We start from the raw sequence: 22,796 nt of genomic DNA on the forward strand, positions 1-22,796 counted from the left end.
GCTCGCCGGCGCCATCAAGCCAGGGTCGCAAAAGCCTGCAAAATCCACCTCGGCGTAACCCCCTCGGGACGCCCGTTTACTCACCTGTTGCTGGCTCCAATACGCCGAACATCGGTGGCTCTATAACGGCGGTCGGTGACATTGGGGCAGGCGATTGATCCGACGGCCCTCATTTAGTCGGCTCCAATAGCTGCTCAGCAGCGGCTGGAGCCGGTCGCCGGTCGCGGCGCTACTCACGCTGGCTGGCAGCAAGCAGTCGCTGGGCGAGGAAGAGGCGTGGGCTCGAACGTCAGCTGTATGAGGTACTGCTGCCGTAAGACTTCCACGAGAGGGAGCACGCCGCATCGGCGACTGCTTCTCTACTGCTCGAACTGGCGTCCCCGACCCTCAGCGGTCCTTCATTCATCTGAAAAGCAGTCACCCGTTGGTCTTATGTCATGGCATTCGCCGTGGTGTGCTCCATCCCCATCGTCGCCATCTTCATGTTCGCGCAGCGATGGTTGATCAGCGGCTTGACGGCTGGCGCTGTGAGGACTGGCCCGTCCTCACCCAATGACTCTCCTTCGGAGACAACGATGACTCATCAGATGCGCCTTCGCTACGCGGACGCGCTGGCCAAGACCTGACCATGCACCACCTCGACATGGCGGGCACTCTGCCCGCAGATGGCGACGCCGCACTCCTGTCGGCGGACTTTGGCAACCGGGCCTTGGTCCTGTCATGGTGGCTCATCACGCTGGTGGTCTTCTTATCGACACGCTTCAGGACCCCAGGCGGGCGTCGCGCCTGAGTGACTGCGGCGGCTTGCCGAAGCCCCGCATGAACGCCTCGCGAAGATGGCGTCGATCGCGAAAGCCCGTTTCGCGTGCAACCACCTCCAGCGGGTGGCGGCTGCGCTCGATCATCAAGCGCGCGGCCTCCACGCGCAAACGCTCTACCGCCTTGGCCGGCGACTGGCCGGTCTCGGCCGTGAACACACGGCTGAACTGGCGCGGGCTGAGGTTCGCGGCCGCAGCGAGTTCTTCCACGCCCAGCGGCTGCGCCAGGTGGCGGCGTGCATGCTCCAGCGCCCGCGCGACGCGGTCCGAGCGCGGCGCGAGATTCAGGATCTCCGAATGCTGCGACTGGCCGCCCGAACGGCGCTGATGCATGACCAGCCGGTGCGCCACCGACCGCGCCACGTCGTCGCCCAGGTCCTTCTCGACGAGGCCGAGCGCAAGATCCAGTTCCGCCGTCATGCCGGCGGAGGTCCAGATCGGGTCATCGGCGATGAAGATGCGGTCCGGCTCGACCTGGACATCGGGATGCCGCCGTTGCAGTGCGTCCGCATAGGCCCAGTGCGTCGTGGCACGTCGCCCTGCCAGCAAGCCGGCCTCGGCCAGCACGAAGGCTCCGGTGCACAGCCCCACGGTCCGACGCGCCCGAGCGCTGCACTTTCGCAGCGCATGCAGCAGTTCGGCTGGTGAGGGGGTGGCCAACGGGTCGATCACGCCCACCACCATCCAGGTGTCGGCCGTGCTGCGTGCGGTGAAGGGCCTCGTCTGCAGGGTCGTGCCCAGCGAAGCCTTCACGCTGCCGCCGGGCATCGAGTGGCAAGTCACCTCGTAGAAGGGCTCGCCCGCCACGAGGTTGGCGAACTCGAAGACCGCCTGCGTGGCCAGCGCCATCACCTGAAAGCCGTCCGGCAGGACGTAGCTGATTCTGTGCATGTGCGGTCTCGAAAGCCGATGGCATAAAACATGACTATACGCGTCCTTTACGCCAAACGACCGACGGCACAACATGCGCACCATCGACACCCCAAGACGGAGCATCGCCATGACGCAGACAAGCCTGGGCACCGCCCTCATCACCGGAGCCTCCTCCGGCATCGGGGCCCTCTACGCCGACCGCCTGGCGCGGCGCGGTTACGACCTCATCCTCGTCGCCCGCAGCCGCGAGCGCTTGAACCCGCTGGCTCAGGACATCAGCAGCCGCCACGGCCGCGCCGTGGAGGTCTTTCCCGCCGACCTGAACAATCCGGTGGCGCTGCGCAGCGTGGAAAGCAAGCTCAAGCAGGATGCGGGCATCACCCTGCTGGTCAACAACGCCGGCATGGGCACGCACACGTCGCTGCTGGAGAGCGACGTGGACCAGATGGTACGCATGATCGACCTCAACGTGACGGCGCTCACCCGGTTGAGCTACGCGGCGGTGCCCGGCTTCGTGGCACGCGGCAGAGGTGCGTTGATCAACATCGCCTCCATCGTGGCCGTCTCGCCAGAGACCCTGAACGGCGTGTATGGCGGCAGCAAGGCCTTCGTGTTGGCTTTCAGTCAATCGCTGCAGCACGAGCTGGCCGGCAAGGGCGTGCGGGTGCAAGCCGTGCTGCCGGGTGCGACGGCCACCGAGTTCTGGGCACGCGGCGGCCTTCCCGTGGAGCACCTGCCGGCGCAGATCGTAATGCGTGCCGAAGACCTGGTGGATGCCGCCTTGCTGGGCTTCGAGCGCGGCGAGTCGGTGACGCTTCCTTCGCTGCACGACGTCGCCCTCTGGGACGCTTACGAAGGCGCGCGCAGGGCGATGGCCCCCCACCTCTCCAGCAACGAAGCGGCATCGCGCTACCAGCCCTTGCGCTGAGTGGCCGCATCGCATTCGAAGAATCGAGGAGATCCACCGTGCCGCTGACCAGCAATGACCCACTTTCCTCCGCCATCAGGATTGCCGGGACCGAGGAACACTTTCTCGATCCGCTCGGGTCGGACGACGCACGCTTGGGGCGACTGCGCTATCTCTCGGGCGGAATGGGGCCGCCGTTGGTCTTGCTGCACACCGTGCGCACCCAGGCCGAGCACTTCCGCCACCTCATCCCGCTGGTCCGGGAGCGGTACACGGTGTATGCCCTCGATCTCCCTGGAATGGGCTACTCGCAGATCGTGCCGGGCGCCTCCTACGAGGAGCCGGCCATGCGCGAGGCGGTCAAGAGCCTCATCACCCGACTCGATCTGCGCGACGTGACGCTGCTCGGCGAGTCGATGGGCGCGACGCTCGCCCTCACCACCGCGGCTGATCTGCCCGAGAGAGTGCGGCGTGTCGTGGCGATCAATGCCTATGACTACGCGGGCGGCATCGCGCGGTCCAGCCTGCTGGCCCGGTTCATCGTGACCGGCGTGCTGGCGCCCGGTGTCGGCCCGACCGTCGCCGGAGTCGAACCCAAGCCGATCGTGCGCGCCGTGCTCCGTGGGGGTCTCGGCGACACCGCCGCCCTGCACGATGACTACGTCGATGAATTGCTGAAGGTCGGTCGTCGGCCGGGCTATCCGGTCGTTGCCCGCGCCGTGTACGGGAACCTGCCCAGCCTCATCGCGGCACGCGCCCGCTACCCCGAGGTCAGGGCACCCATCCACCTCATCTACGGAGAGAAGGATTGGTCACGACCGTCGGACCGGCAAGCCAACAAGCAGATCCTCCCCGCGGCCGAGTTTGTCGAGGTTCCCGGCGCCGGTCACTTCATCGTCCTCGAGCGGCCGGACGTGGCTGCCAAGGTGTTGAACGACGCGATGCGAATCGCGAGCGCTCCGAAAGCCGCGGCCTGATTCTTTCGATTGACCCGCAACAACCTGAGGTGCTCTCATGCCCACCCCTGACATCGTCCTCTGCGCGCCGGTCCGGACACCGATCGGAAGCTATGGCGGCTCGCTCAAGGAAACGCCCGCGTCCGCACTGGGTGCCGCGGTGATTCGCGAGACCCTTCATCGCTCAGGTCTGGCCGCGGAAGCCGTCGACACCGTGGTGATGGGACACGTGATCCAGGCCGGCACTCGGATGAATCCGGCACGACAAGCTGCCATCGGCGGCGGACTGCCTGTGCAGGTGCCCGCCCTGACGGTGAATCGGGTGTGCGGATCGGGTGCCCAAGCGATCGCCACGGCGGCACTCGAGATCGCGGCGGGTTATGCCGCGGCCGCGGTGGCCGGCGGCATGGAGAACATGGACCAGGCCCCCTATCTGGTGCCCGGCGCGCGCTGGGGACAGCGCATGGGGGACGCTCAGATGCTGGACAGCATGCTGCGAGACGGTCTCCATGATGCCTTCAGCGGTCAACACTCAGGCTGGCATACCGAGGATCTCGTCGCTCGGTACGGCATCACGCGCGAGGACCAGGATCGCTGGGCCGTGCGTTCACAGCAACGGTTCAGTGGGGCTCAGGCTGCCGGCAAGTTCGCGGAAGAGATCGTCGCCATCGAACTCTCCGGCCGCAAGGGACCGGTGAGCTTCTCCAGTGACGAAGCCAATCGGCCTGACACCGCGGTCGAATCACTGGCCAAGCTCAAGCCGGCGTTTCGAAAGGACGGCACGATCACTGCCGGGAACGCGCCAGGGCTGAACAGTGGCGCAGCGGCCGTGATCGTCGCGGAGCGAAGTTTTGCCGAGCAGCACGGGCTACGGCCATGGGCGCGTCTGGTCTCGCACGGCGTCGCGGCGGTTGAGCCGGGCATGTTCGGCATCGGGCCGGTGCCGGCGGTCAAGCTGGCCCTGGAACGCGCCAACTGGAAGCGCACGGACATCCAGCGCATCGAGATCAACGAGGCATTCGCCGCGATCACGCTGGCCTGCCTGCGTGAGCTGGACCTGCCGGAAGACGTCGTCAACGTCGAGGGTGGCGCCATCGCCCACGGCCACGCCATCGGCGCAACGGGCGCCGTGCTGACCACGCGCTTGCTGCATTCGATGCGACGCGACGGCTTGCGGCGAGGCATCGTGACCTTGTGCATCGGCGGCGGTCAGGGCATCGCGCTGGCGCTTGAAACGCTCTGATGGAATGCGCCGCGGACGCAGCCGGCTTTGAGTGCCACTGAGGTCGCCGACGTCGTGCGCAATGACTGCTTGGAGCGAATGCACTGGACGGCCGCTGCTGGCCGGGTCCCGGTGGCCGCGAACGGCTGCTTCGGGAGGCGAAGCCGGCAAGAGGTCGATCCGAGCGTCGGGCAGCTTTGGACAAGCCCGACAGGCAGGTTTGGGTCGGTACCGCGAGTTCGCGTGATAGCGAAGCGGCCATTGGCGCGGCGCGAGCTAAGCGCTCTGATGCAGGTCAAAACCACCCCACCAGCATTCACCCTTTCACGCGTGCAAGCGAGCCCTGACCCTGCCATGCAAACAGGCTCGGTCAGGGTTTCGGCGTTGCCGACTTGCGGTGCAGGAAGGTCAGCACCGGCGAGCGGCCACCCTGCGTCGGGAAGGCGGTGTTGACCGAGTCGAAGACGCTGGCCAGCGATTCCTTGTACAGATCGTCAACGGCCTCGACCCATGCGCGATGGCCGTTCTCGCCGTAGCTGAAGGCCTGGATCGCGCACAAGGTCCGGCGGCAGTCGACGGCGATGACTTCGAAGTCGCCGGCGCTGCCGTGCCGCCCAAGCTCATCGCGTATCAGCCGCTCGGACTCGGTTGCCCAGGCATCCTCGCGCGGCTCGCTCTCAAGCAGTTCATGGTCGGCAGCGGCAAGCAGGGTTTCATGGATCAGAGTCTGATGATCGCTCGACAGCGCAAACGATGAGTGCACCGGGCTTGCCTCCGATCGCGCGCGCAGCGTCACCGCGGCAGTTGACGATACAGGCGACGCCGCGCCGAGCGACGGAGGGGCCGGCACGGGCGGCTGCAAATGACTGCTCGACGCTGGAACGGCGGCGCCGGCGGGCTTCGGCGCCAGGGATGCTGGTTGCGTCTCGCGAGGTTCAGCGGTGCGGGCTGGAGTCGGCACGAAAGGCGCGAGTTGGGCCTCGTGAGATTCACCGCCCCCTCGCAAGGCGAGCAGCGCCGCGGCAGCAGCGCTACCACACAACAGGGCAATCAGGAGTGCGCGCATGGGCGGCAGCGGCTTGAACCTCAACAGCGCTCAGTATGGGCCTGACCACAGGCGCCGACCCGGTCGCGGGGGCGCTCGCACGGTCGAACTCACTCGGGTGCAGATTTAGGCCGCCGGTATCGCAGTGCAACACCCGATGCGCGTAACAGCGGCTTATAGGCAGCCACTTCGTGACGTCGGTGGAACGTTCCGGGTCGATCGCGTCAGGTCGCGCTCCGCGGAAGGTAACGCTGCGCGTGCACCCGATGCACTCGCGCCGTCTGGCAGCTTCCAGTCGAGACTGTGTGAGAACGCAGTTGACCGCCCGCGATTGGCACGCTTCAAATTCGGAGCACCGCGTTTCACGCTCATCGGACCACAGTGGTCCACAAAGGGCGATATGCCGTTCTGGCGGGGTCTCTCAAGCGTACGCGGCCTGTTGAGCATGACAAAGGGCTCATGCGCCCATCAGTCTCATCGCCTTCATCGTTCTGGCAATGCCAAGAATGCTCATCACGCGCTTGAGGTTGTAAGCCAGCACATGAAGACTCATTTCAGTTGCGACATTGGGCAGCCGTCGCATTAAGAAGTGCGCCGATCCCATCCAGTGCTTGAGCGTTCCGAAGACGTGTTCGACAGTCCGCTTTCGCACCGTCATTGCACTCGGTCTGCGATCCAGGCGGCGCTGCACGGCTTCAAGTACTGCCTCATGTTCCCAGCGGGAGATACGCCTGTAGTCGCTCGTCGTGCACTGCTCCTTGATCGGGCACTGCGGGCACGCGCTGCTCCAGTAGCGCCTTATCTGTAAGCCGGCCTCTTCCCGCGTGTACCGGTAGATCGCCCGCTGGCCGGCTGGACACTTGTACTCATCGTCTCGGGCGATGTAGATGAAGTCGGATTTGTCGAAGCGTCCCTCAGCTTTTGCGTTGGAAGTCATGGACTTGGGAACGTAGGCGGCAATTCCAACGTCTTCGCAGGCCTTCAGCTCGCGGCTGTTGTAGTAGCCGCGGTCGGCGTGAGCGTGCAACGTGGCCCTGCCCATCGCAGTCCTGGCTGCCAGCGCCATCTTGCTAAGCTGCGATCGGTCGCTGCTGTCGTTGGTGACTTCGTGCGCGACGATCAGATGGTGTTTGGCATCGACTGCCATCTGGACGTTGTAGCCCACGATTCCCGAGCCTAGCCGGCTGGTAGCCATGGATCGTGCGTCGGGATCGGTCAGTGAGCGCTGCCCGTCAGGATCAGACTTCAACTCCGTCTTGAGCTTGTCCAATTGGCGCATGCGCTGGCGCAGCTTCTTGATCTTTTCTTGCAATCGCTCGGTCTTGACTTGCAGCCCCGCTGGTTGCGTGCGATCAGCAGTCTCCAGCGTGTCCAGGTAGCGCTGGATGCTCTGCGAGATCTGCTGCTGGAAGCGGTCGATCTTCACCGCTGTGAAGTTAAGGTCGCGATTGTTGACCGCCTTGAACTTGCTGCTGTCGATGGCCACGATGGCTTGCGAGAAGAGATTCAACTCGCGGCACAGAACGACGAAGCGACGACAGACGTTGCGGATGCCTGTGCCGCTGTCACGGCGGAAGTCGGCAATGGTCTTGAAGTCCGGCGCCAAGCGCCCGGTCAACCACATCAGCTCGAGATTGCGTTGGCACTCGCGCTCCAGGCGCCGACTGGACTGGATGTGGTTGAGGTAGCCGTAGACGTAGATCTTCAGCAGCACTGCCGGGTGATACGACGGGCGCCCCGTCGAGGCGGGCGTCAGGCCTTCGAAGCCCATGGCCTCCAGGTCGAGTTCGCCGATGAAGGCGTCGATTACTCGAACGGGGTTGTCTTCAGCGACAAAGTCGTCAAGACATTCGGGAAGCAGTGCAACCTGGCTACGGTCCTCGCCCTCAACGAATCGAGCCATTTGCTGCCTCCGCTTGCTGCGTCGGCTCGTCAGTCTACGCAGACATGCTTCGGTACGTCAGCGGGTTTTCACACAGTCTCAGTCTGTTCCTGCTGTTCGTCCGGCCAACTTGAGCGTCAGCATCTAGCCGGGTGCCGGTACTGACGCAGGACCCACCCGGTGCCCCGGCGGCTCGCTGGGCCCGGCGCCCACTCCGGGCCGCTAGGGTCTTCCCTGAATGCGTTATGCCACCTCCCAAATGGGAGGTGAGCCCGGCGAACCATCGCCGTACCTTGTCACACGTCAAGACGAACCGGCGACGCGGCCTCAACGGGCCTTGCCGCCGATTCCTTCCTCAACCGGATTCGTGCAGGTACCCGATGCGCAGACCCACTCCCTTCCTCCGCCGCGTGGCGGCTTCCGTGACGATGCTGGCGGTGGCGATGAGCGCCAACGCGGTCGAGAACGGGGCGCCGATCACCCCCTTCGGCGTGTTCGATTTCGGCTCCGGCATGTTGCCGCCGCCTTCCGAGACGGGCACCGTGGGCGTGCGCGCCGCCTTCTATCGTGCGGATGAACTGCGCGACAACGGGGGCGACAAGTCGGCCGTCGGCCTGAAGCTCAAGGTCGACAGCGTCGGCGTGGCGTTCGTGAAGATGACCGATGTCGAGCTGCTGGGCGGCACCTATGGCTTCGCTGCGGTGCTGCCGTTCCTCGACATGAGCAACGACCTGTCGATTCCCATTCCGGGGGGCACGCTGGCGCTGTCGGGCAAGAACTCGGCGCAGGGCGATATCCAGGTCGCGCCCATCATCGTCAAGTGGACGCCGTCGCCGGGCCTGTTCACCAACGCCTCGCTGATGCTGCAGTTGCCGACCGGTTCGTACGACAAGAACCGCCTGATCAACGCCGGCACGAACCACTGGACGGTGTCGCCGACCTTCGCGTTCACCTACATCATGCCCAGCGGGTTCGAGGTGTCGTCGAACATCCAGGTCAACGTCAACGGCAACAACAAGGACACCGATTACCGCTCCGGCATCGAGTACCAGCACGAGTTCGCGCTCGGCCAGCACTTCGGGCCCTGGACGGCGGGCCTCGGCGGCTACTACTACCAGCAGATCACCGACGACAAGGCGGCCGGTGCCACGGTGCCCGATGCGCGCGCCAGCGTGGTGGCGCTGGGCCCGGCCGTGAGCTTCTTCGAGCTGGGTTCAGGCTGGCCGTTGATCTGGGCGCATGCCTACAAGGAGTTCGACGCCCGCAACCGTTCGCAGGGCACGCAGGTCGCGCTGCGCGCGGCCTGGACCTTCTGAGGCCCGGGCCCCTTACTCCACTGCGTGATCGCCCGGGGACAGCAAGTGCGCTGCGGCGGATGTCAACACCATGCGGACCAGGTCGGGCTGGCGCCGGGCGCCAGTCTTGGCCTGCACCTGCTTGAGCTGGCCCCGCGCCGTTCCGATCGAGATGCCACGATGGGTCGCGTACTGCTCCAGGGTCGTGCCGGTGACCAGGGCCCCGACCAGCCGGGCTTCGGCCGGGGTGAGGTCGAACATCTTGACCAGCGCGTTCGGCGAAATGTCGCTCGCCCCTTGCGCGGGTGTCAGGACCAGCATGACCGTCGAAGGCTGCGCGGCGGCCTGCACGGCCACGTGGAGGGTCTCGGCGCCGTGCCCGAGCCTCAGGTAGCGCACCCCCGGCCCGCCCGCGGCACCGGCCGCCGCCAGCTCGCGCAGGAGCATGTCGGTCTCGGCATTGCTGCGGGCGCGCAGGCCCGAGGCGCCCAGCTGCAGGGGCCCGCCGCGGCGCAGCAGCGCGTCGGCGCGGTCGTTCAGCCACTTCACCTGTCCGGCCCGGTCGCAGATGACAAGGCCGCAGCGCAGGCGGTTGAAGTGTGCGCACATCTGCTCGTCCAGCAGCAGCGTGGCGCGCAGGCGTTCGGTGAGCACGAAGGCCTGGCCGATGTGCGGCGCCACGCTGGCCAGCCGGCCCACCTGGGCGGCACTGAAATCGCTGTGGTCGCCGACCGGGCGGTGCAGGGCCAGGCCGAGGAACACGCCGTTGCTCACCTCTTGCAAGGTGCCGATGAACCGCCCGAGCCCCAGCGTGGCCAGCTGCTGCTGCAGGTGGGGGCGGGCTTCGTCGCCGGGATCGAAAAGCTCCTCGTCGCGCGCGATGCGGTTCAGGCCGCGCAGCGCGCGGTCGCGGGCCAGTCGCGGGTTGCCATCGAGGACGACGCTGCCGGGCGGCAGCGCGCGTTGCGCGCCGGTGCGCGAGTCCTGCATGAGCCAGTGGATGCGGGCACGGCCGCCGTCGAAGCTGAAGGCTTGGACGACCGCCGAGCAGGCGCCCGTGTCGGCGCACAGGCGGTCCAGCGCGCGCGTCCACAACGCCGGTTCGGCCGCACCGGCGTACAGGTCGAGCAAGGTGGCGTCGGCGGCGGTGGAAAGCGGGGTCATGGTCAGCGTCGCAGCGCCAGCGTAGACCGCCGCAAGGCCCGTGCCATCAGGGCCGCCCCGAAGCCAAGCGTGCGCATTTCCGATAACGCCCGATCCCTGAAACCCCATTCGACCACTTCGACATGAGCCCCAGTTCCGATCTCATCCTGCGCCACCCCGCCATTTGCACCATGGACCCGGCGCGGCCCTGGGCGCAGGCGGTGGCCATCCGAGGCGGGCGCATCGCTGCCGTCGGCACCCTGGCCGACGCGCTCGTGGCGGCACCCGAGGCCGCGGTGGTCGATCTGCCGGGTCGCATGGTGATGCCGGGCCTGCTGGACGTGCACAACCACTTCGTCTGGGCAGGGCGCGCCGAGCTGTACGAGCTGTTCGTGCCGCCCGTGTTCAGCCTCGATCAGGTTCTGGCCACGGTGCGCGACGCCGCTGCCAAGAAGGCGCCCGGCGAGTGGGTGGTGGGCGGCATCTGGGGCTCGGGCCTGATGCCCCAGCTCGACGCCGCGGCGCGTGCCCGGCTCGACGAAGCGGCCGGCGGCCGGCCCGTGATGCTGCGCGACGACTCGCACCACAACCGCTTCGTCAGCAGCGCCGCGCTCGCGCTGGCCGGCATTACACGGGACACGCCGAACCCGCCGAACGGCGAGATCGTGCGCGACGCAGCCACCGGCGAGCCAACCGGCCTGCTGCTCGAATCCGCCTCCGCCCTGGTGGAGATGGCGGTGGCACGCGCGCTCGAATCAGCGCCGCATTTCGACGTGGAGGCCGCCGCGCACGCCGTGCGCCGGCTCAACGCCTGCGGTGTGGTGGGCATGCAGGAGGCGCTGACCACGCGCGCCGTGCTGCGCGCGCTGAAGACGCTGGAAGAGCAGGGCCGCTTGACCGCCTGGGTGCTGGGCTCGCTGCCCGTCACCGAGGCGCCGCTGGCGCCGGGTGAAGCCGGTGAAGAGCTGCTCGCCATGCGCGACAGCCACCGCAGCCGCCACTTCCGCCCCGACGCCGGCAAGATCTTTCTCGATGGCGTGCCCACCGCGCGCACCGCCGCGATGATCGAGCCCTACCTGGCCGATGCCGCGCATGGCTGCTGCTTCCGCGGTGGCGCCACGCTGAACGTGCCGCAGCTGGCCCGCGTGCTGGCCGATTGCGAGGCGCGCGGCATGGCGGTCAAGATCCACTGCGCCGGCGACGCCGCGGTGCGCATCGCACTCGACGCGATCGACGTGCTGCGCAGCTTCAACGGCCCCGGGCTGATGCACCAGATCGCCCACGCCAGCTTCGTCGACCCGGCGGAGGTGCCGCGCTTCGCCGAGCTGGGCGTGCTGGCCGACCTGTCGCCGGCGCTGTGGTTCCCCGGCGTGATCGTCGATGCAATCCGCGCCGCGGTGCCGGGCGAGCGCGTCGACCGCTTCTGGCCGATCCGCGATCTGCAGCAGGCCGGCGCGCTGATCGCCGGCGGCTCCGACTGGCCGGTGGTGCCCGACCCCAGCCCCTGGCCCGCGATCCAGGGCATGGTCACCCGGCGCGACCCGACCGGGCGCTTCGAGGGCGCGCTGTGGCCCGAGCAGGCGCTCGCGCTGCCGGAGGTGCTGCACGCCTACACCATCAACGCGGCCCGCGCGATGGGCCTGGCCGAGACCACCGGCTCGATCGAGGTGGGCAAGTCGGCCGACTTCGCGGTGCTGGACCGCCACCTGTTCGAAGTGCCCGCCGAGCAACTGGCCGGCACGCAGGTGCTGGCGACCTGGTTCGAGGGCCGTGTCGTGCACGAGGCGCAACCGGCATGAACGCGTCCGACTTCCGCACGCCGCTCACCCTGCTGACGGGCTTTCTCGGCAGCGGCAAGACGAGCCTCCTGCAGCGCCTGCTGCAAGAGCCCGGCATGGCCGACACGGCGGTCATCATCAACGAGCTGGGCGAGGTGGCGCTCGACCACCTGCTGGTCGACCACGTGGCCGAGAACCTGCGCGTGCTGCAAAGCGGGTGCCTGTGCTGCACCGTGCGTGGCGACCTGGCCCAGACGCTGGCGGACCTGGCGGCCCGGCGCGCGGCGGGCGAGATCGCCTTCAGCCGCGTGGTGGTCGAGACCACCGGCCTGGCCGACCCGGCGCCGGTGCTGCACACGCTGGTGGCCGATGCGGCGGTGGCGGCCGCGTATCGCCTGGCCGGTGTGCTCACGACGGTCGATGCCGTCAACGCACACGCCACGCTGGACCACCACGAGGAAGCGCGCCGCCAGGCGGCGATGGCCGACGTGCTGCTGCTGACCAAGACCGACCTTGCCACCCCGGCCCGGGTGGATCGGCTGGCCGACCGCCTGGTGGCGCTGAACCCGACGGCTGCGCAGTTCCGCGGGCTCGATGGTGCGCGGTCGCCACGGGCCTTGCTCGACGCGGCCGGCGACGCGATGGCCGGGCTGCACCGCGCCGAGCGACACGCGGCGGCCGGCTCGGTGCACCACCACCACGACCGCGCCATCCAGGCCCACTGCTTCGGCTTCGACGAGGCCGTGAGCCTCGAAGCGTTCACGCACTGGCTCGAGCTGGTGGCCGCGATGCGCGGCGAAAAGCTGCTGCGCTTCAAGGGCCTCGTGCACATCGCCGAGCACCCCGGCGAGCCGCTCGTCGTGCACGGCGCCCAGCACGTGATCCACCCACCGCAGCGCCTGCCGCGCTGGCTGTCCGAAGAGCGGCACACGCGGCTGGTCTTCATCACCCAGGGCATGGCCCGCGCCGAGCTGGAGCGCACGCTGCGCAAGTTCGCCGGCGTCACCGCACCGATCTGACCTCCATGGAGTCCACGATGACCACGACCTCTGCCGATTCGTCCGCGCGTCGACGCCTGCTTGCCGCTGCCGGCGCCACTGCCGCGACCGCCATGCTGCCGCGCTTCGCCATCGCCCAGTCGCGCACGCTCAAGATCGGCTACATCACCGCGCTGTCGGGCCCGCGGGCGCCGTTCGGCGTGGCCGACCAGTGGCACCTCACGAAGATGCGCGAGCTGCTGAAGAACGGGCTGGAGGTCGGCGGCAAGCGCGTGCCGGTGGAGATCGTGCTGAAGGACAACCAGTCCGACCCGAATCGCTCCATCCAGGTCGCCAACGACCTCGTGCTGCGCGACAAGGTCGACCTGATGCTCGTGCAGGACGGCGATGCGACGACACCCGCCGGCCAGCTGTGCGATGTGCACGGCATCCCCATGGTCAGCACGATGTCGCCCTGGCAGGCCTTCATGTTCGCCCGCAACGGCAACGTCAACAAGGGCTTCCCGTTCTCGTTCCACTTCTTCTGGGGCGCCGACGACGTGGTGAAGAACTTCGTCTCGCTGTGGGACGGCGCGAAGACCAACAAGGCCGTGGGCACGCTCTACATCGACAACCCACCGGGCCAGGCCTTCGCCGACCCGCTGCGCGGCATGCCGCCGGCGCTGCGCAGCGGTGGCTACAAGGAGACCACCGGCGGCTACTTCAAGGTGGCCACCGACGACTTCAGCAACCAGGTGGCCGCCTTCAAGAATGCCAACCTGCAGATCGTCTCGGGCTTCATGTACGAGAGCCACTTCGCGACCTTCTGGAAGCAGGCCCAGCAGGCCGGCTTCAAGCCGGAGGTCTGCACCGTCGCGGCTGCCTTCCTGTTCCCGAGCGCGCTCAAGGCCCTGGGCGCCGCCGGCAACGGCATGTCGACCGAGGTCTGGTGGACGCCAGGCTTCCCGTTCAAATCCTCGCTCACCGGCCAGTCGGCCGCCGAGTTCGCGGCCGATTGGGAGAAGGGCACCGGCAACCAGTGGACGCAGCCGCTGGGTTACGCCCACGCGCTGTGGGAAGTGGGCCTGGCCGCGCTGAAGACCGCGGCCGACCCCTTCGACCGCAAGTCGGTGCGCGATGCGCTGCGCGAGATGACGATCGACACGCTGGTCGGCAAGGTCGACTTCAAGGGCAGCCCGATCAAGAGCGTGGCTCGCACGGCGCTGGCCGGCGGCCAATGGCGGCGCACCGCGGAAGGCGCGCGCCACCCGTTCGAGCTGCAGGTGGTGAGCAATGCGCTGGCCAGCCACATCCCGCTGACCGGCAAGCTCGAGCTGCTGTCGGCGCTGAAATGACTTCGCAGCTGTCGGTCCGCGGCCTGTGCAAGGCCTATGGCGAGGTCGTCGTCGCGGACCAGATCGAGATCGACCTCGGCCACGGCGGATGCCTGGGCGTGATCGGGCCCAACGGCGCGGGCAAGAGCTCGTTGTTCCATCTGTTGACTGGCACCGTGATGCCGGATGCCGGCACCATCCGCCTGGCCGGCCGCGAGCTGGCCGGGCTGCCGGCGCATGCCCGCGCGCGCCTGGGCGTGGCGCGGGCCTTCCAGGTGCCGCAGGCCTTCGGCCACCTCAGCGTGTTCGAGAACGCGCTGGCTGCCGCCACCTTCGGCGCCGGGCTGCGCGGCGACGCGGCGGCCGCCGCGGCCATGCAGGCGCTCGAACGCTGCGGCCTCGCGCGCCATGCCGAGCGCGTGGCTGGTGCGCTGGGCCTGCTGGACCGCAAGCGGCTCGAAGTGGCCAAGGGCATTGCCGCGGCGCCCAAGCTGCTGCTGCTCGACGAGGTGGCCGGCGGCCTGACCGAGCGCGAGGTGCAGGTCGTGGTCGATCTGGTGCGGGAACTCAAGCGCAGCTACGCGGTGATCTGGATCGAGCACATCCCGCACGCGTTGAAGGCGGTGGCCGACCGCGTGATGGTGCTGCACTTCGGCCGCAAGCTGCTGGAGGACACACCTGCTGCGGTGATGGACAGCGCCATCGTGCGCGAAATCTACATGGGGATCCCCGCCGATGCCGCCGCTGCTTGAGGTCGACGCCGTCGAGGTCAGCCACGGCGACCTGAAGGCCGTGCATGGCGTGTCGCTCGACGTGGCCGAGGGGCAGGTGCTGGCCCTGATCGGCGCCAACGGGGCGGGCAAGAGCACGCTGCTGCGCACCATCGCTGGCTTGAAGCCGGCGGGGCAGGGCAGGGTGGTGTTCGCGGGGCAGGACATCACGCACCTGCCCGCCGAGCGCATCGCCCGGCTCGGCATCGCCATGGTGCCGGAAGGGCGGCTGCTGTTCCCCGCGCTGTCGGTGGAAGAAAACCTGCTGATGGGCGCGCTCACCCGCCGCGCGGGGCCCTGGAGCCTGGCGTCGGTGTACGAGCTGTTCCCGATGCTGCGCGAGCTGCGCAGTCGCAACGCGACGCAGCTTTCCGGTGGCCAGCAGCAAATGGTGGCGATCGGCCGGGCCTTGATGAGCAACCCGCGGCTGCTGCTGTGCGACGAACTGTCGCTGGGCCTGGCGCCGCTGGTGATCGAAGAGATCTACCGCGCCTTTGCCCGCATCCGCGGCCAGGCGCTGGCCATCGTGCTCGTCGAGCAGGACGTGACGCGCGCCTGCGCCGTGTCCGACCAGGTGCTGTGCCTGCTCGAAGGGCGGGCGACCTTGCAGGAAGCGAGCGCGGCGGTGTCGCATGCGCAGATCGCCGCCGCGTATTTCGGGGAATGAGCGTGGATTGGATGTCGACGGTGATCAACGGCGCCTTGCTGGGCGGGCTGTACGGCCTGTTCGGCCTTGGCCTGGCGCTGGTGTTCGGTGTCATGCGGGTGGTCAATCTCGCGCATGGCGAATTCATCGTGCTCGGGGCCTATGCGGGCTTCTTCCTCGTCGGCCTCGTGCCGCAGCTACCGCCCTGGCTGATGCTGCTGCCGGTGCTCGCCCTGGGCTACGGCGCGGGCTGGCTGCTGCAGGCGGGCTTGCTCAACCGCGCGGTCAAGGGCGGTGACCCGCTGACGCCGCTGATGCTGACCTTCGGGCTCTCGGTGGTGCTGCGCAACGGCATGGTGGCGCTGTTCGGCGCCGACTCGAAGGCGGTCGACGCGGGCGCGCTCGGCAGTGCGGGTGTCGACGTGATGGGCCTGCGGCTGGGCGTCTACCCCTTGCTGGTGCTGCTGCTGGCGGTGCTGCTCTTCGGGGGCCTGCAGTGGTGGCTCAAGCGCACCGAGTTCGGCCGCATCGTGCGGGCCACGGCCGACGCGCCCGAGGTGGTGCGCCTGATGGGCGTGGCGCCGGACCGGGTCTTCCGCCGTGTGATGGGCCTGGCCATCGCTTGCGCCGCCGGCGCGGGCTACCTGCTCGCGCAACGCACCTTGTTCACCCCCTTCTCGGGCGCCGAGCGCATGCTGATCGCCTTCGAGGTGGTGATCATCGGCGGGCTGGGCTCGTTCTGGGGTGCGTTGGGCGGCGGGGTGCTGCTGGGCATCGCGCAGTTGGTGGGGCAGAAGTTCGACTCGAACGCAGGGCCGCTCTACGCGCACCTGCTGTTCGTGCTGACGCTGGTGCTGCGCCCGCAGGGCCTGGCGGGAGGCCGGAGATGAAGCGCGGGCTGACCACGGCGGCGATGCTCGGCCTCGCGCTCGCCGCCTTCTTCGCGCCCCGGGTGCTCGACGGCGGCGTGCTGCGCCTGGTGGGCGAGATCCTGCTGGCCATCTGCATGGCGCAGATGTGGAACCTGATGGCCGGCTACAGCGGCTTGCTGTCGCTGGGCCACCAGCTCTTCGTCGGCATCGGCGCCTACACCTTGTTCCAGGCTTCGCAGCGCCTGGGCCTGGCGCCACACCTCGTGCTGCCGCTGGCCGGGCTGGCCGGCGGGCTCGCAGCGGCGGTGCTGGCGCCGGTGCTCTTTCGCCTGCGCGACGCCTACTTCTCGATCGGCCTGTGGGTCTTCGCCGAGATCGCGGCGCTCGTCGTCTCCAAGTCCACCGCGCTGGGCTCGGCCGGCGGCCTGCCGCTGGACCTGTCGACGCTGGACGACGTGGAAGCCTTCCAGGCCATCAGCTTCTGGGTCGCGGCGGCGATCGGCGCCGGCGCGCTGCTGGGCCTGTACGCGCTGATGCGCTCGCGCCTGGGGCTGGCCATGATGACGGTGCGCGACAACGAGGTCGCGGCGCGCAGCATCGGCGTCGATGTCTGGCGCGTTCGCTTCCCGGCCTTCGTGATCTCCGGCGTCGGTTGCGGCCTGGCCGGCGCGGCCTACTTCATGGGCGCGATGTTCGTCGCGCCCGATTCGGCTTTCGACATCAACTGGGTCGTGATGATGATGTTCGCCACGCTGATCGGCGGCATCGGCACGATCGAAGGCCCGGTGCTCGGCGTGCTGATCTGGTTCGCGCTGCGCGAAGGGCTGACCACCTGGCTCGGCCTGCCGGGCGGCTGGTACCTGATCGCGATGGGCGCGGTGGCGATGCTGTTGAGCCTGGTCGCGCCGCGCGGGCTGTGGGGTGTGCTGCAGCGGCGTTTCGGGTGGCAGGGGTGGTCGGCGCGGCGGCAGCCGCCCTGGTCCTCGACGTGATGGCCGTGTTCGACTGGGCCGCAGCTCTGGCAGAGGCACGGGCCGGCTGGGGGGCGCAGGCAGGGCAATGGACGCCACACCGGTGCGGCTGTTGAGCGTGGTCAATCCGAACAGCCCTGATCGGCAGAGCATGGCGCAGGCGGTAATCAACGCTTGAGTTCGCCTTCGCCGGTGGCACGGGGGTGACGGTCATCGTGACGATGGGAAATCGCGCATGAACGTACTGACGATCTACGCGCATCACAACCCGCGGTCCTTTTGTCATGCGGTTCTGGAGCGCTTTTCCGACGGCCTGCGCGACGCGGGGCACACGAACGAGGTGGTCGATCTGTACGCGATCCGCTTCAATCCGGTGTTCGACGACCGGGACGGGCCGGACTGGATCGACGACAGCGTTCCCGACGACGTGCTCGAGCACATGCATGTCAAGCGGTCGCTGCTGGAAGGCGCGCGCAATCCGCTGCGCAGGTTGATGGTGAAGCGGTGGATCGGCGATCGGGACGACCGGGAGGTCGTTCGTAGGCTTCACGCACTGGGCGCCCCGCGCGACGTGGCCGAACAGCAGGCCAAGGTCGCGCGGGCCGACGCCCTGGCCTTCGTGGCACCGGTGTATTTCGTGGGCTTCCCGGCCATCCTGAAGGGATGGATCGACCGCGTGTTCAGCTTGGGATTCGCTTTCGGGATGACTGCAGATGCGTGGCGAGGCGACGTTGCCGGCCGCCTCCCGCTGCTCACGCATGAGAAGGCCTTGATCATCCAGACGACGATCTGGAACGAGGAGTCGTATGAGGCCGGTCTCAAGGCGGCGATGAAGGTGCTCATCGACCAGTACGCGTTGCATTACCCCGGCATCAAGCGAATCGAGCACGAATACTTCCATGCCGTCCACGGTGCAGACGATGCCACCCGACGGGCGTATCTGGACCGCGCCTACAGCCTGGGTCGCGAGTTCTGACCAGGCCGGCGCATCTCAGCGCCCACGCCCCGACCGCAAGGTCGCCGACGGCAACTCGCCGAACTGCCGCTTGTAGTCCAGCGAGAACTGCCCCAGGTGCCAGAAGCCCCAGCGGGCGGCCACGTCCTGCACGCCGGTGCTCGGGCTGTCGGGTTGCTTCAAATCGCGGCGCGCGTTGTTGAGCCGCACGGCGCGCAGGTACTTCGCCGGGCCGATGCCCAGCACGTCCTGGAAGCAGTAGTTCAGCTTGCGCGGGCTGGCGCCGATGCGCTGGCAGATCTCGAGGACCGTCAGCGCTTCGTCGCTGCCCGACAGCATCAGCTCGCAGGCCTTGTCGACCATGCGGCGGCGGGCCGCGAGGCTCTTCAGGTCGGGCGTGTGGACGGCGGCCGGGATGGCCTCGATCCATTCGATGAGCACGGCGTCGCGCAGGGCGATGGCGGCCCGCTCGTCGAAGGCCGGATCGCTCAGTGCGGCGAGCGCGGCCAGGTGCATCTCGCGCACGGCCGCCACGGCAGCGGGTGAGGCGCGCAGCACCACCTGCGATTCGAGCCAGGTGGCGATGCCCTTCTGGTACATGTGCTCCCACAGCGGGCGAAGCACCTCGCCGCTGACCACCACGCCGATCATGCCGAAACCGCTCGGGGAGCTGAGGTCCAGGTCGTCGGTGCGGCCGACCATGATGGACTGTTCGTCCAGCCGCTGGCCGTTGAAGATGGCCTCGCCCGGCAGGTCGATGGCCATGCCGAAGCCGTACTGGTTGGCGCCGAGCTGGCCGCGCTGGTGCATGGCCGTGCTGGCGGTCTCGTGCACCAGGCGCACGCCCGGCAGCTGCACGTGGTGCACCGTGCCCTGAAACTGGCCGGGCGACAGCTGCTGGTAGCGCAGCGTCCACTCGGGCTGGCTGCTGGCGTGCTCGTCGATGTCCGCCGTGCGCACGCTGTGCCGCCAGGCGTCTGGCAGCGCATGGTGGGGGTCGGCGGGCAGCGGGTTGAACATGGCAGGCGCCATCTTCGCAAGCAACGTGCATGCCGGCCAGCGGGTCGAACCCGGGCAACGTGAAGTTGTCGTGATGCCGCTCAACGAGCGGCTTCGGCCGCGTGCAAGGGAGCTGCGCCACCTCAAAGGATGGCATCGGGTTAACCCTTGCCTTGCCTTGCGCATTTGCGATAACGGCGTCGGCCCGCCCGCCGATACCTTCTCGCTCGTCGAACGGCGCGAGGAGCACAGCGTGAGCAAGTACGGAATTCTGAACGTCCGCCCCTGGGTGGCACTGGCCGCCATGGTGGCCGCGGGAGCAGGCCTGGCGCAGGACGCGTCGCGGCTGGGCAAGGAACTCACCGCCACCGGCGCCGAGCCGGGCGCCGCCAAGGATGGCAGTGTGCCGGCCTTCACCGGCACCGAGGCGCCCGCCGCCGGCTGGGCCTGGGGCAAGAAGCGCGTCGACTTCTGGAGGCACAAGGGCGAGAAGCCGCTGTTCACCGTCGACGCCGGCAATGTCGACAAGTACGCCGACAAGCTCTCGCCGGGGCAGGTGGCGCTGGTCAAGCAGACCAAGGGCTACACGATGGATGTGTACCCCTCGCACCGCAGCTGCGGCGTGCCCGATTTCGTGGCCGACAACACGAAGAAGAACGTCGGTGTCGCCAAGCTCAAGGACAACGGCTGGGGCCTGCAGGAGGCAATCCTGCCGGGCTTCCCGTTCCCGATGCCGGCGAACGGTGCGCAGGCCATGTGGAACGTCAAGATGCGCTACCGCGGCGTCGCGTTGGACTACAAGAAGGTGATCACCGCCGCCTCGCCGCGCAAGGGCAGCGACGAGTGGATCAAGGCCTTCTCGGAGCAGACCAACTACTTCCCCTGGGGGGCCAAGGGCTCGGCCAGTTTCAGCAAGCTGCCGCAGGTCGAGAACTTCGTCTACTTCGGCTACACGGCGCCCGCCGCGCTGGCCGGCCAGGCGCTGGCCATCACGATCTACACCGAGCAGCCGACCGAGACGCAGTACTACTTCCCCGGCCAGCGCCGCGTGCGTCGCATGCCCACCTACGCCTACGACGCGCCGCAGATCGGCTTCGAGAACCAGTACACGCTGGACGAGCCCTACGTCTTCAACGGCCTGATGGACCGCTTCGATTGGAAGCTGGTGGGCAAGAAGGAGATGATCGTCCCCTACAACGCCTTCGGCGCCTACGACTTCAGCGCGAAGTTCGAGGACGTGGCCGGCAAGGACTTCATCGCCGCCAGCCACCGCCGCTACGAAACCCACCGCGTGTGGGTGGTGGAGGCGACGGTCAAGGCGGGCATGCGCCACCTGGCGCCCAAGCGCACCTTCTACATCGACGAGGACAGCTGGAACCCGCTGGTGGCCGACGACTACGACGGCCAGGGCAAGCTGTGGAAGGTGCGCGAGGGCTACTCGATCCCGGTGTACGAGACGGGGGCCTGCGACGTCTCGGCCTTCGCTCAGTACAACCTGCTGGAGGGCCGCTACGTGTTCGACGAACACGCGGCCGGCACGGGGGCCGATGTGCGCTGGATCACCGAACCCGGCGGCAACCCGCGGCTGAACTCGAACTTCTACACGGCCGAGAACCTGCGCTCGATCAGCGAGCGCTGAACCAGGAGGGATCCACCATGACTCTGCACCGCCTCGCGGGCGCGGTGGCTGCCGCATGCGCAGCCCTTGCCGGCGGCCCCGCCGCCGCCTTCACCTTCGAGACCGAGACCTTCAAGGGCTCGTTCGACTCGACCATCACCATCGGCGCAGGCCAGCGCCTGCAAAGCCAGAGCTGCGCGCTGCTGGGCACGCCCACGGCGCACTGCAGCGAGTCGCAGGTCAACCCATTGACCTGGTCCGGCGCCGACGACGGCAACCTCAACTACGACAAGGGCGACTTCTTCACCGGCTACATCAAGGGCACGCACGAACTGCTGGTGACCATGCCGGCCGAAGGCTTCAAGTTCATGGCCCGCGCCAACTGGCTGAAGGACTTCAAGGCCGACGACACCCGCACGACACCGCTGCAGGACGACGCCAAGAAGGAGATCGTCAACAACGTGAACCTGCTGGACCTGTGGGCCAGCAAGGACTTCTCGGTGGGCGACCAGAACGGCCGCGTGAAGGTGGGCAACCAGGTCATCAGCTGGGGCGAGAGCCTGTTCGCGCTGGGGGGCATCAACTCGACCAACGCCGTTGACCTGGTGCGCCTGTCCAGCCCGGGCCTGCAGCTGAAAGAGGTGTTCCTGCCGGCCCCGATCGCCAGCGTCAGCAGCACGGTGGCGCCGGGCGTCAGCGTCGAGGCTTACTACCAGTTCCAGTGGAACCGCTACAAGTTCCCGCCCGCCGGCTCGTACTGGTCGCAGGGCGACATCTTCGACAAGGGGCGCGGTGACCTGCCTTTCCTCGAGAAGGACAAGGAGCCGAAGAGCAGCGGGCAGTACGGCGTCTCGCTGCGCTGGAAGTCCGACGCGCTGGACACCAACTTCGGCGTCTACGCGATCAACTACCACGACAAGACACCCAACCTGGCCTACAGCACCGGCGCGGCCGAGACGCTGCAGTGGAACTTCCTGCCCGACCGCAAGCTGTTCGGCATCAGCGCCAACACCTCGCTGGGCGATTGGGCGGTGGGTGCCGAGCTGTCGTACCGGCCCAAGGACGCGGTCGCGCTGTCGGCCTGTGCCGACGCCGGCACCGGCGGCACCGCGCAGGATTTCACCCCCACCAGCGCGACCACCCAGTACTGCCCGGGCTGGATCGACAACGAGCGCTACCAGATGCACCTGACCGGCATCTACAGCCTGATCCCGAGCAACGCCGGCGCCTTGCTGAAGCTGGTGGGCGCCGACACCGGCACCTTCCTGGGCGAGTTCGTCACCATCCACTACCCGGGCATCAACCAGGACAAGCTGATCCGCCGCAACATCGACGGCGTCGAGGTCGAGCAGGTGCCGGTGGCCGGCCTGTGGTGGCTGCCGTCCAACGGCAGCGGCGTGACCAAGGGCTTCGGCGATGCCACCTCGATGGGCTACATGTTCGATTTCAGCCTGGTCTACGACGGGTCGATCATCCCCGGCTGGCAGGTGGTGCCGGGCATGTTCTTCCAGCACGCGGTCAAGGGCTCGACGCCGAACTTCTTCGGCAATTGGCTCGAAGGCGCCAAGGCGGTCAACTTCTACCTCAACTTCATCAGGAACCCGGCCAGCTGGCAGGGCGGGGTGAACGTGACGAAGTTCTTCGGCGGCAAGACGCCGACGCACCAGCCGCTGGGTGACCGCGACTTCGCCGGCTTCTACCTGTCGCGCAACTTCTGACGCCGCTGATCCAGCGC

The 22,796-nt window shown here is 68.0% G+C and carries 19 protein-coding genes; 14 read left to right on the plus strand and 5 right to left on the minus strand.

Annotated features, from left to right (window positions below; translation table 11 throughout):
- Positions 1-761: 761 nt before the first annotated feature.
- Positions 762-1,709, minus strand: coding sequence for a GlxA family transcriptional regulator (locus VJ693_RS06780; protein WP_324152785.1), 948 nt, complete (start codon positions 1,707-1,709; stop codon positions 762-764).
- A gap of 109 nt (positions 1,710-1,818) precedes the next feature.
- On the opposite strand from VJ693_RS06780, the gene VJ693_RS06785 reads away from it, so the two are divergent.
- Genes VJ693_RS06785 through VJ693_RS06795 form a run of 3 tightly spaced genes read left to right on the plus strand, consistent with a single transcriptional unit; the run spans position 1,819 to position 4,797 of the window.
- Positions 1,819-2,619, plus strand: coding sequence for an SDR family oxidoreductase (locus tag VJ693_RS06785; RefSeq protein WP_324152755.1), 801 nt, complete (start codon positions 1,819-1,821; stop codon positions 2,617-2,619).
- Positions 2,620-2,657: 38 nt separating this feature from the next.
- On the plus strand, positions 2,658-3,575 hold the full coding sequence (locus VJ693_RS06790; protein ID WP_324152756.1) for an alpha/beta hydrolase: 918 nt from the start codon (positions 2,658-2,660) through the stop codon (positions 3,573-3,575).
- Between the two features lie 37 nt (positions 3,576-3,612).
- Positions 3,613-4,797, plus strand: a complete 1,185-nt coding sequence (locus tag VJ693_RS06795) for an acetyl-CoA C-acetyltransferase (RefSeq protein ID WP_324152757.1) — start codon at positions 3,613-3,615, stop codon at positions 4,795-4,797.
- A 349-nt stretch (positions 4,798-5,146) separates the two neighbouring features.
- On the opposite strand, the gene VJ693_RS06800 is transcribed toward VJ693_RS06795, so the two are convergent.
- A complete protein-coding gene (locus VJ693_RS06800) occupies positions 5,147-5,842 on the minus strand; it encodes a hypothetical protein (protein ID WP_324152758.1) in 696 nt (231 codons plus the stop codon).
- Positions 5,843-6,278: 436 nt separating this feature from the next.
- Positions 6,279-7,724 carry an IS1182 family transposase gene (locus VJ693_RS06805; protein ID WP_324152759.1) on the minus strand — a complete coding sequence of 482 codons (1,446 nt, stop codon included), beginning with the start codon at positions 7,722-7,724 and terminating at the stop codon, positions 6,279-6,281.
- Between the two features lie 407 nt (positions 7,725-8,131).
- Between VJ693_RS06805 and VJ693_RS06810 the strand changes: the two genes are divergently transcribed.
- The gene (locus tag VJ693_RS06810; protein ID WP_324152786.1) at positions 8,132-9,019 is read left to right on the plus strand and encodes a SphA family protein; all 888 of its coding nucleotides are present in this window, start codon (positions 8,132-8,134) and stop codon (positions 9,017-9,019) included.
- A 12-nt stretch (positions 9,020-9,031) separates the two neighbouring features.
- On the opposite strand, the gene VJ693_RS06815 is transcribed toward VJ693_RS06810, so the two are convergent.
- Positions 9,032-10,162 carry a helix-turn-helix transcriptional regulator gene (locus tag VJ693_RS06815; protein WP_324152760.1) on the minus strand — a complete coding sequence of 377 codons (1,131 nt, stop codon included), beginning with the start codon at positions 10,160-10,162 and terminating at the stop codon, positions 9,032-9,034.
- A gap of 122 nt (positions 10,163-10,284) precedes the next feature.
- Between VJ693_RS06815 and VJ693_RS06820 the strand changes: the two genes are divergently transcribed.
- The 8 genes from VJ693_RS06820 (at position 10,285) to VJ693_RS06855 (ending at position 18,465) form a co-directional block, all read left to right on the plus strand.
- A complete protein-coding gene (locus VJ693_RS06820; RefSeq protein WP_324152761.1) occupies positions 10,285-11,940 on the plus strand; it encodes an amidohydrolase in 1,656 nt (551 codons plus the stop codon).
- Complete coding sequence (locus tag VJ693_RS06825) at positions 11,937-12,938, plus strand: GTP-binding protein (protein WP_324152762.1); 1,002 nt, start codon at positions 11,937-11,939, stop codon at positions 12,936-12,938. Before VJ693_RS06820 ends, VJ693_RS06825 begins: the two co-directional genes overlap by 4 nt.
- 17 nt (positions 12,939-12,955) lie before the next feature.
- Complete coding sequence (locus tag VJ693_RS06830) at positions 12,956-14,251, plus strand: ABC transporter substrate-binding protein (protein ID WP_324152763.1); 1,296 nt, start codon at positions 12,956-12,958, stop codon at positions 14,249-14,251.
- Positions 14,248-14,982, plus strand: a complete 735-nt coding sequence (locus VJ693_RS06835; protein WP_324152764.1) for an ABC transporter ATP-binding protein — start codon at positions 14,248-14,250, stop codon at positions 14,980-14,982. The genes VJ693_RS06830 and VJ693_RS06835 overlap by 4 nt, the downstream gene beginning before the upstream one ends.
- Entirely contained in the window at positions 14,966-15,667 is a 702-nt protein-coding gene (locus tag VJ693_RS06840) for an ABC transporter ATP-binding protein (RefSeq protein ID WP_324152765.1), read from the plus strand. Before VJ693_RS06835 ends, VJ693_RS06840 begins: the two co-directional genes overlap by 17 nt.
- 11 nt (positions 15,668-15,678) lie before the next feature.
- Positions 15,679-16,536: a branched-chain amino acid ABC transporter permease gene (locus tag VJ693_RS06845; RefSeq protein ID WP_324152766.1), complete on the plus strand. Its 858-nt coding sequence runs from the start codon at positions 15,679-15,681 to the stop codon at positions 16,534-16,536.
- Positions 16,533-17,510: a branched-chain amino acid ABC transporter permease gene (locus VJ693_RS06850; protein WP_324152767.1), complete on the plus strand. Its 978-nt coding sequence runs from the start codon at positions 16,533-16,535 to the stop codon at positions 17,508-17,510. Before VJ693_RS06845 ends, VJ693_RS06850 begins: the two co-directional genes overlap by 4 nt.
- Before the next feature lie 214 nt (positions 17,511-17,724).
- Entirely contained in the window at positions 17,725-18,465 is a 741-nt protein-coding gene (locus tag VJ693_RS06855; RefSeq protein ID WP_324152768.1) for an NAD(P)H-dependent oxidoreductase, read from the plus strand.
- Positions 18,466-18,480: 15 nt separating this feature from the next.
- Here VJ693_RS06855 and VJ693_RS06860 read toward each other — a convergent pair whose 3' ends face one another.
- The gene (locus VJ693_RS06860) at positions 18,481-19,464 is read right to left on the minus strand and encodes a helix-turn-helix domain-containing protein (protein WP_324152769.1); all 984 of its coding nucleotides are present in this window, start codon (positions 19,462-19,464) and stop codon (positions 18,481-18,483) included.
- Positions 19,465-19,747: 283 nt separating this feature from the next.
- Between VJ693_RS06860 and VJ693_RS06865 the strand changes: the two genes are divergently transcribed.
- Together VJ693_RS06865 and VJ693_RS06870 are read left to right on the plus strand one after the other, a co-directional pair.
- Complete coding sequence (locus VJ693_RS06865; RefSeq protein WP_324152787.1) at positions 19,748-21,082, plus strand: DUF1329 domain-containing protein; 1,335 nt, start codon at positions 19,748-19,750, stop codon at positions 21,080-21,082.
- Positions 21,083-21,099: 17 nt separating this feature from the next.
- Positions 21,100-22,779 carry a DUF1302 domain-containing protein gene (locus VJ693_RS06870; RefSeq protein ID WP_324152770.1) on the plus strand — a complete coding sequence of 560 codons (1,680 nt, stop codon included), beginning with the start codon at positions 21,100-21,102 and terminating at the stop codon, positions 22,777-22,779.
- The last annotated feature ends 17 nt before the right edge of the window (positions 22,780-22,796 follow it).

It is taken from the genome of Ideonella sp., from assembly GCF_035254525.1.
GTDB lineage: Bacteria > Pseudomonadota > Gammaproteobacteria > Burkholderiales > Burkholderiaceae_C > Ideonella.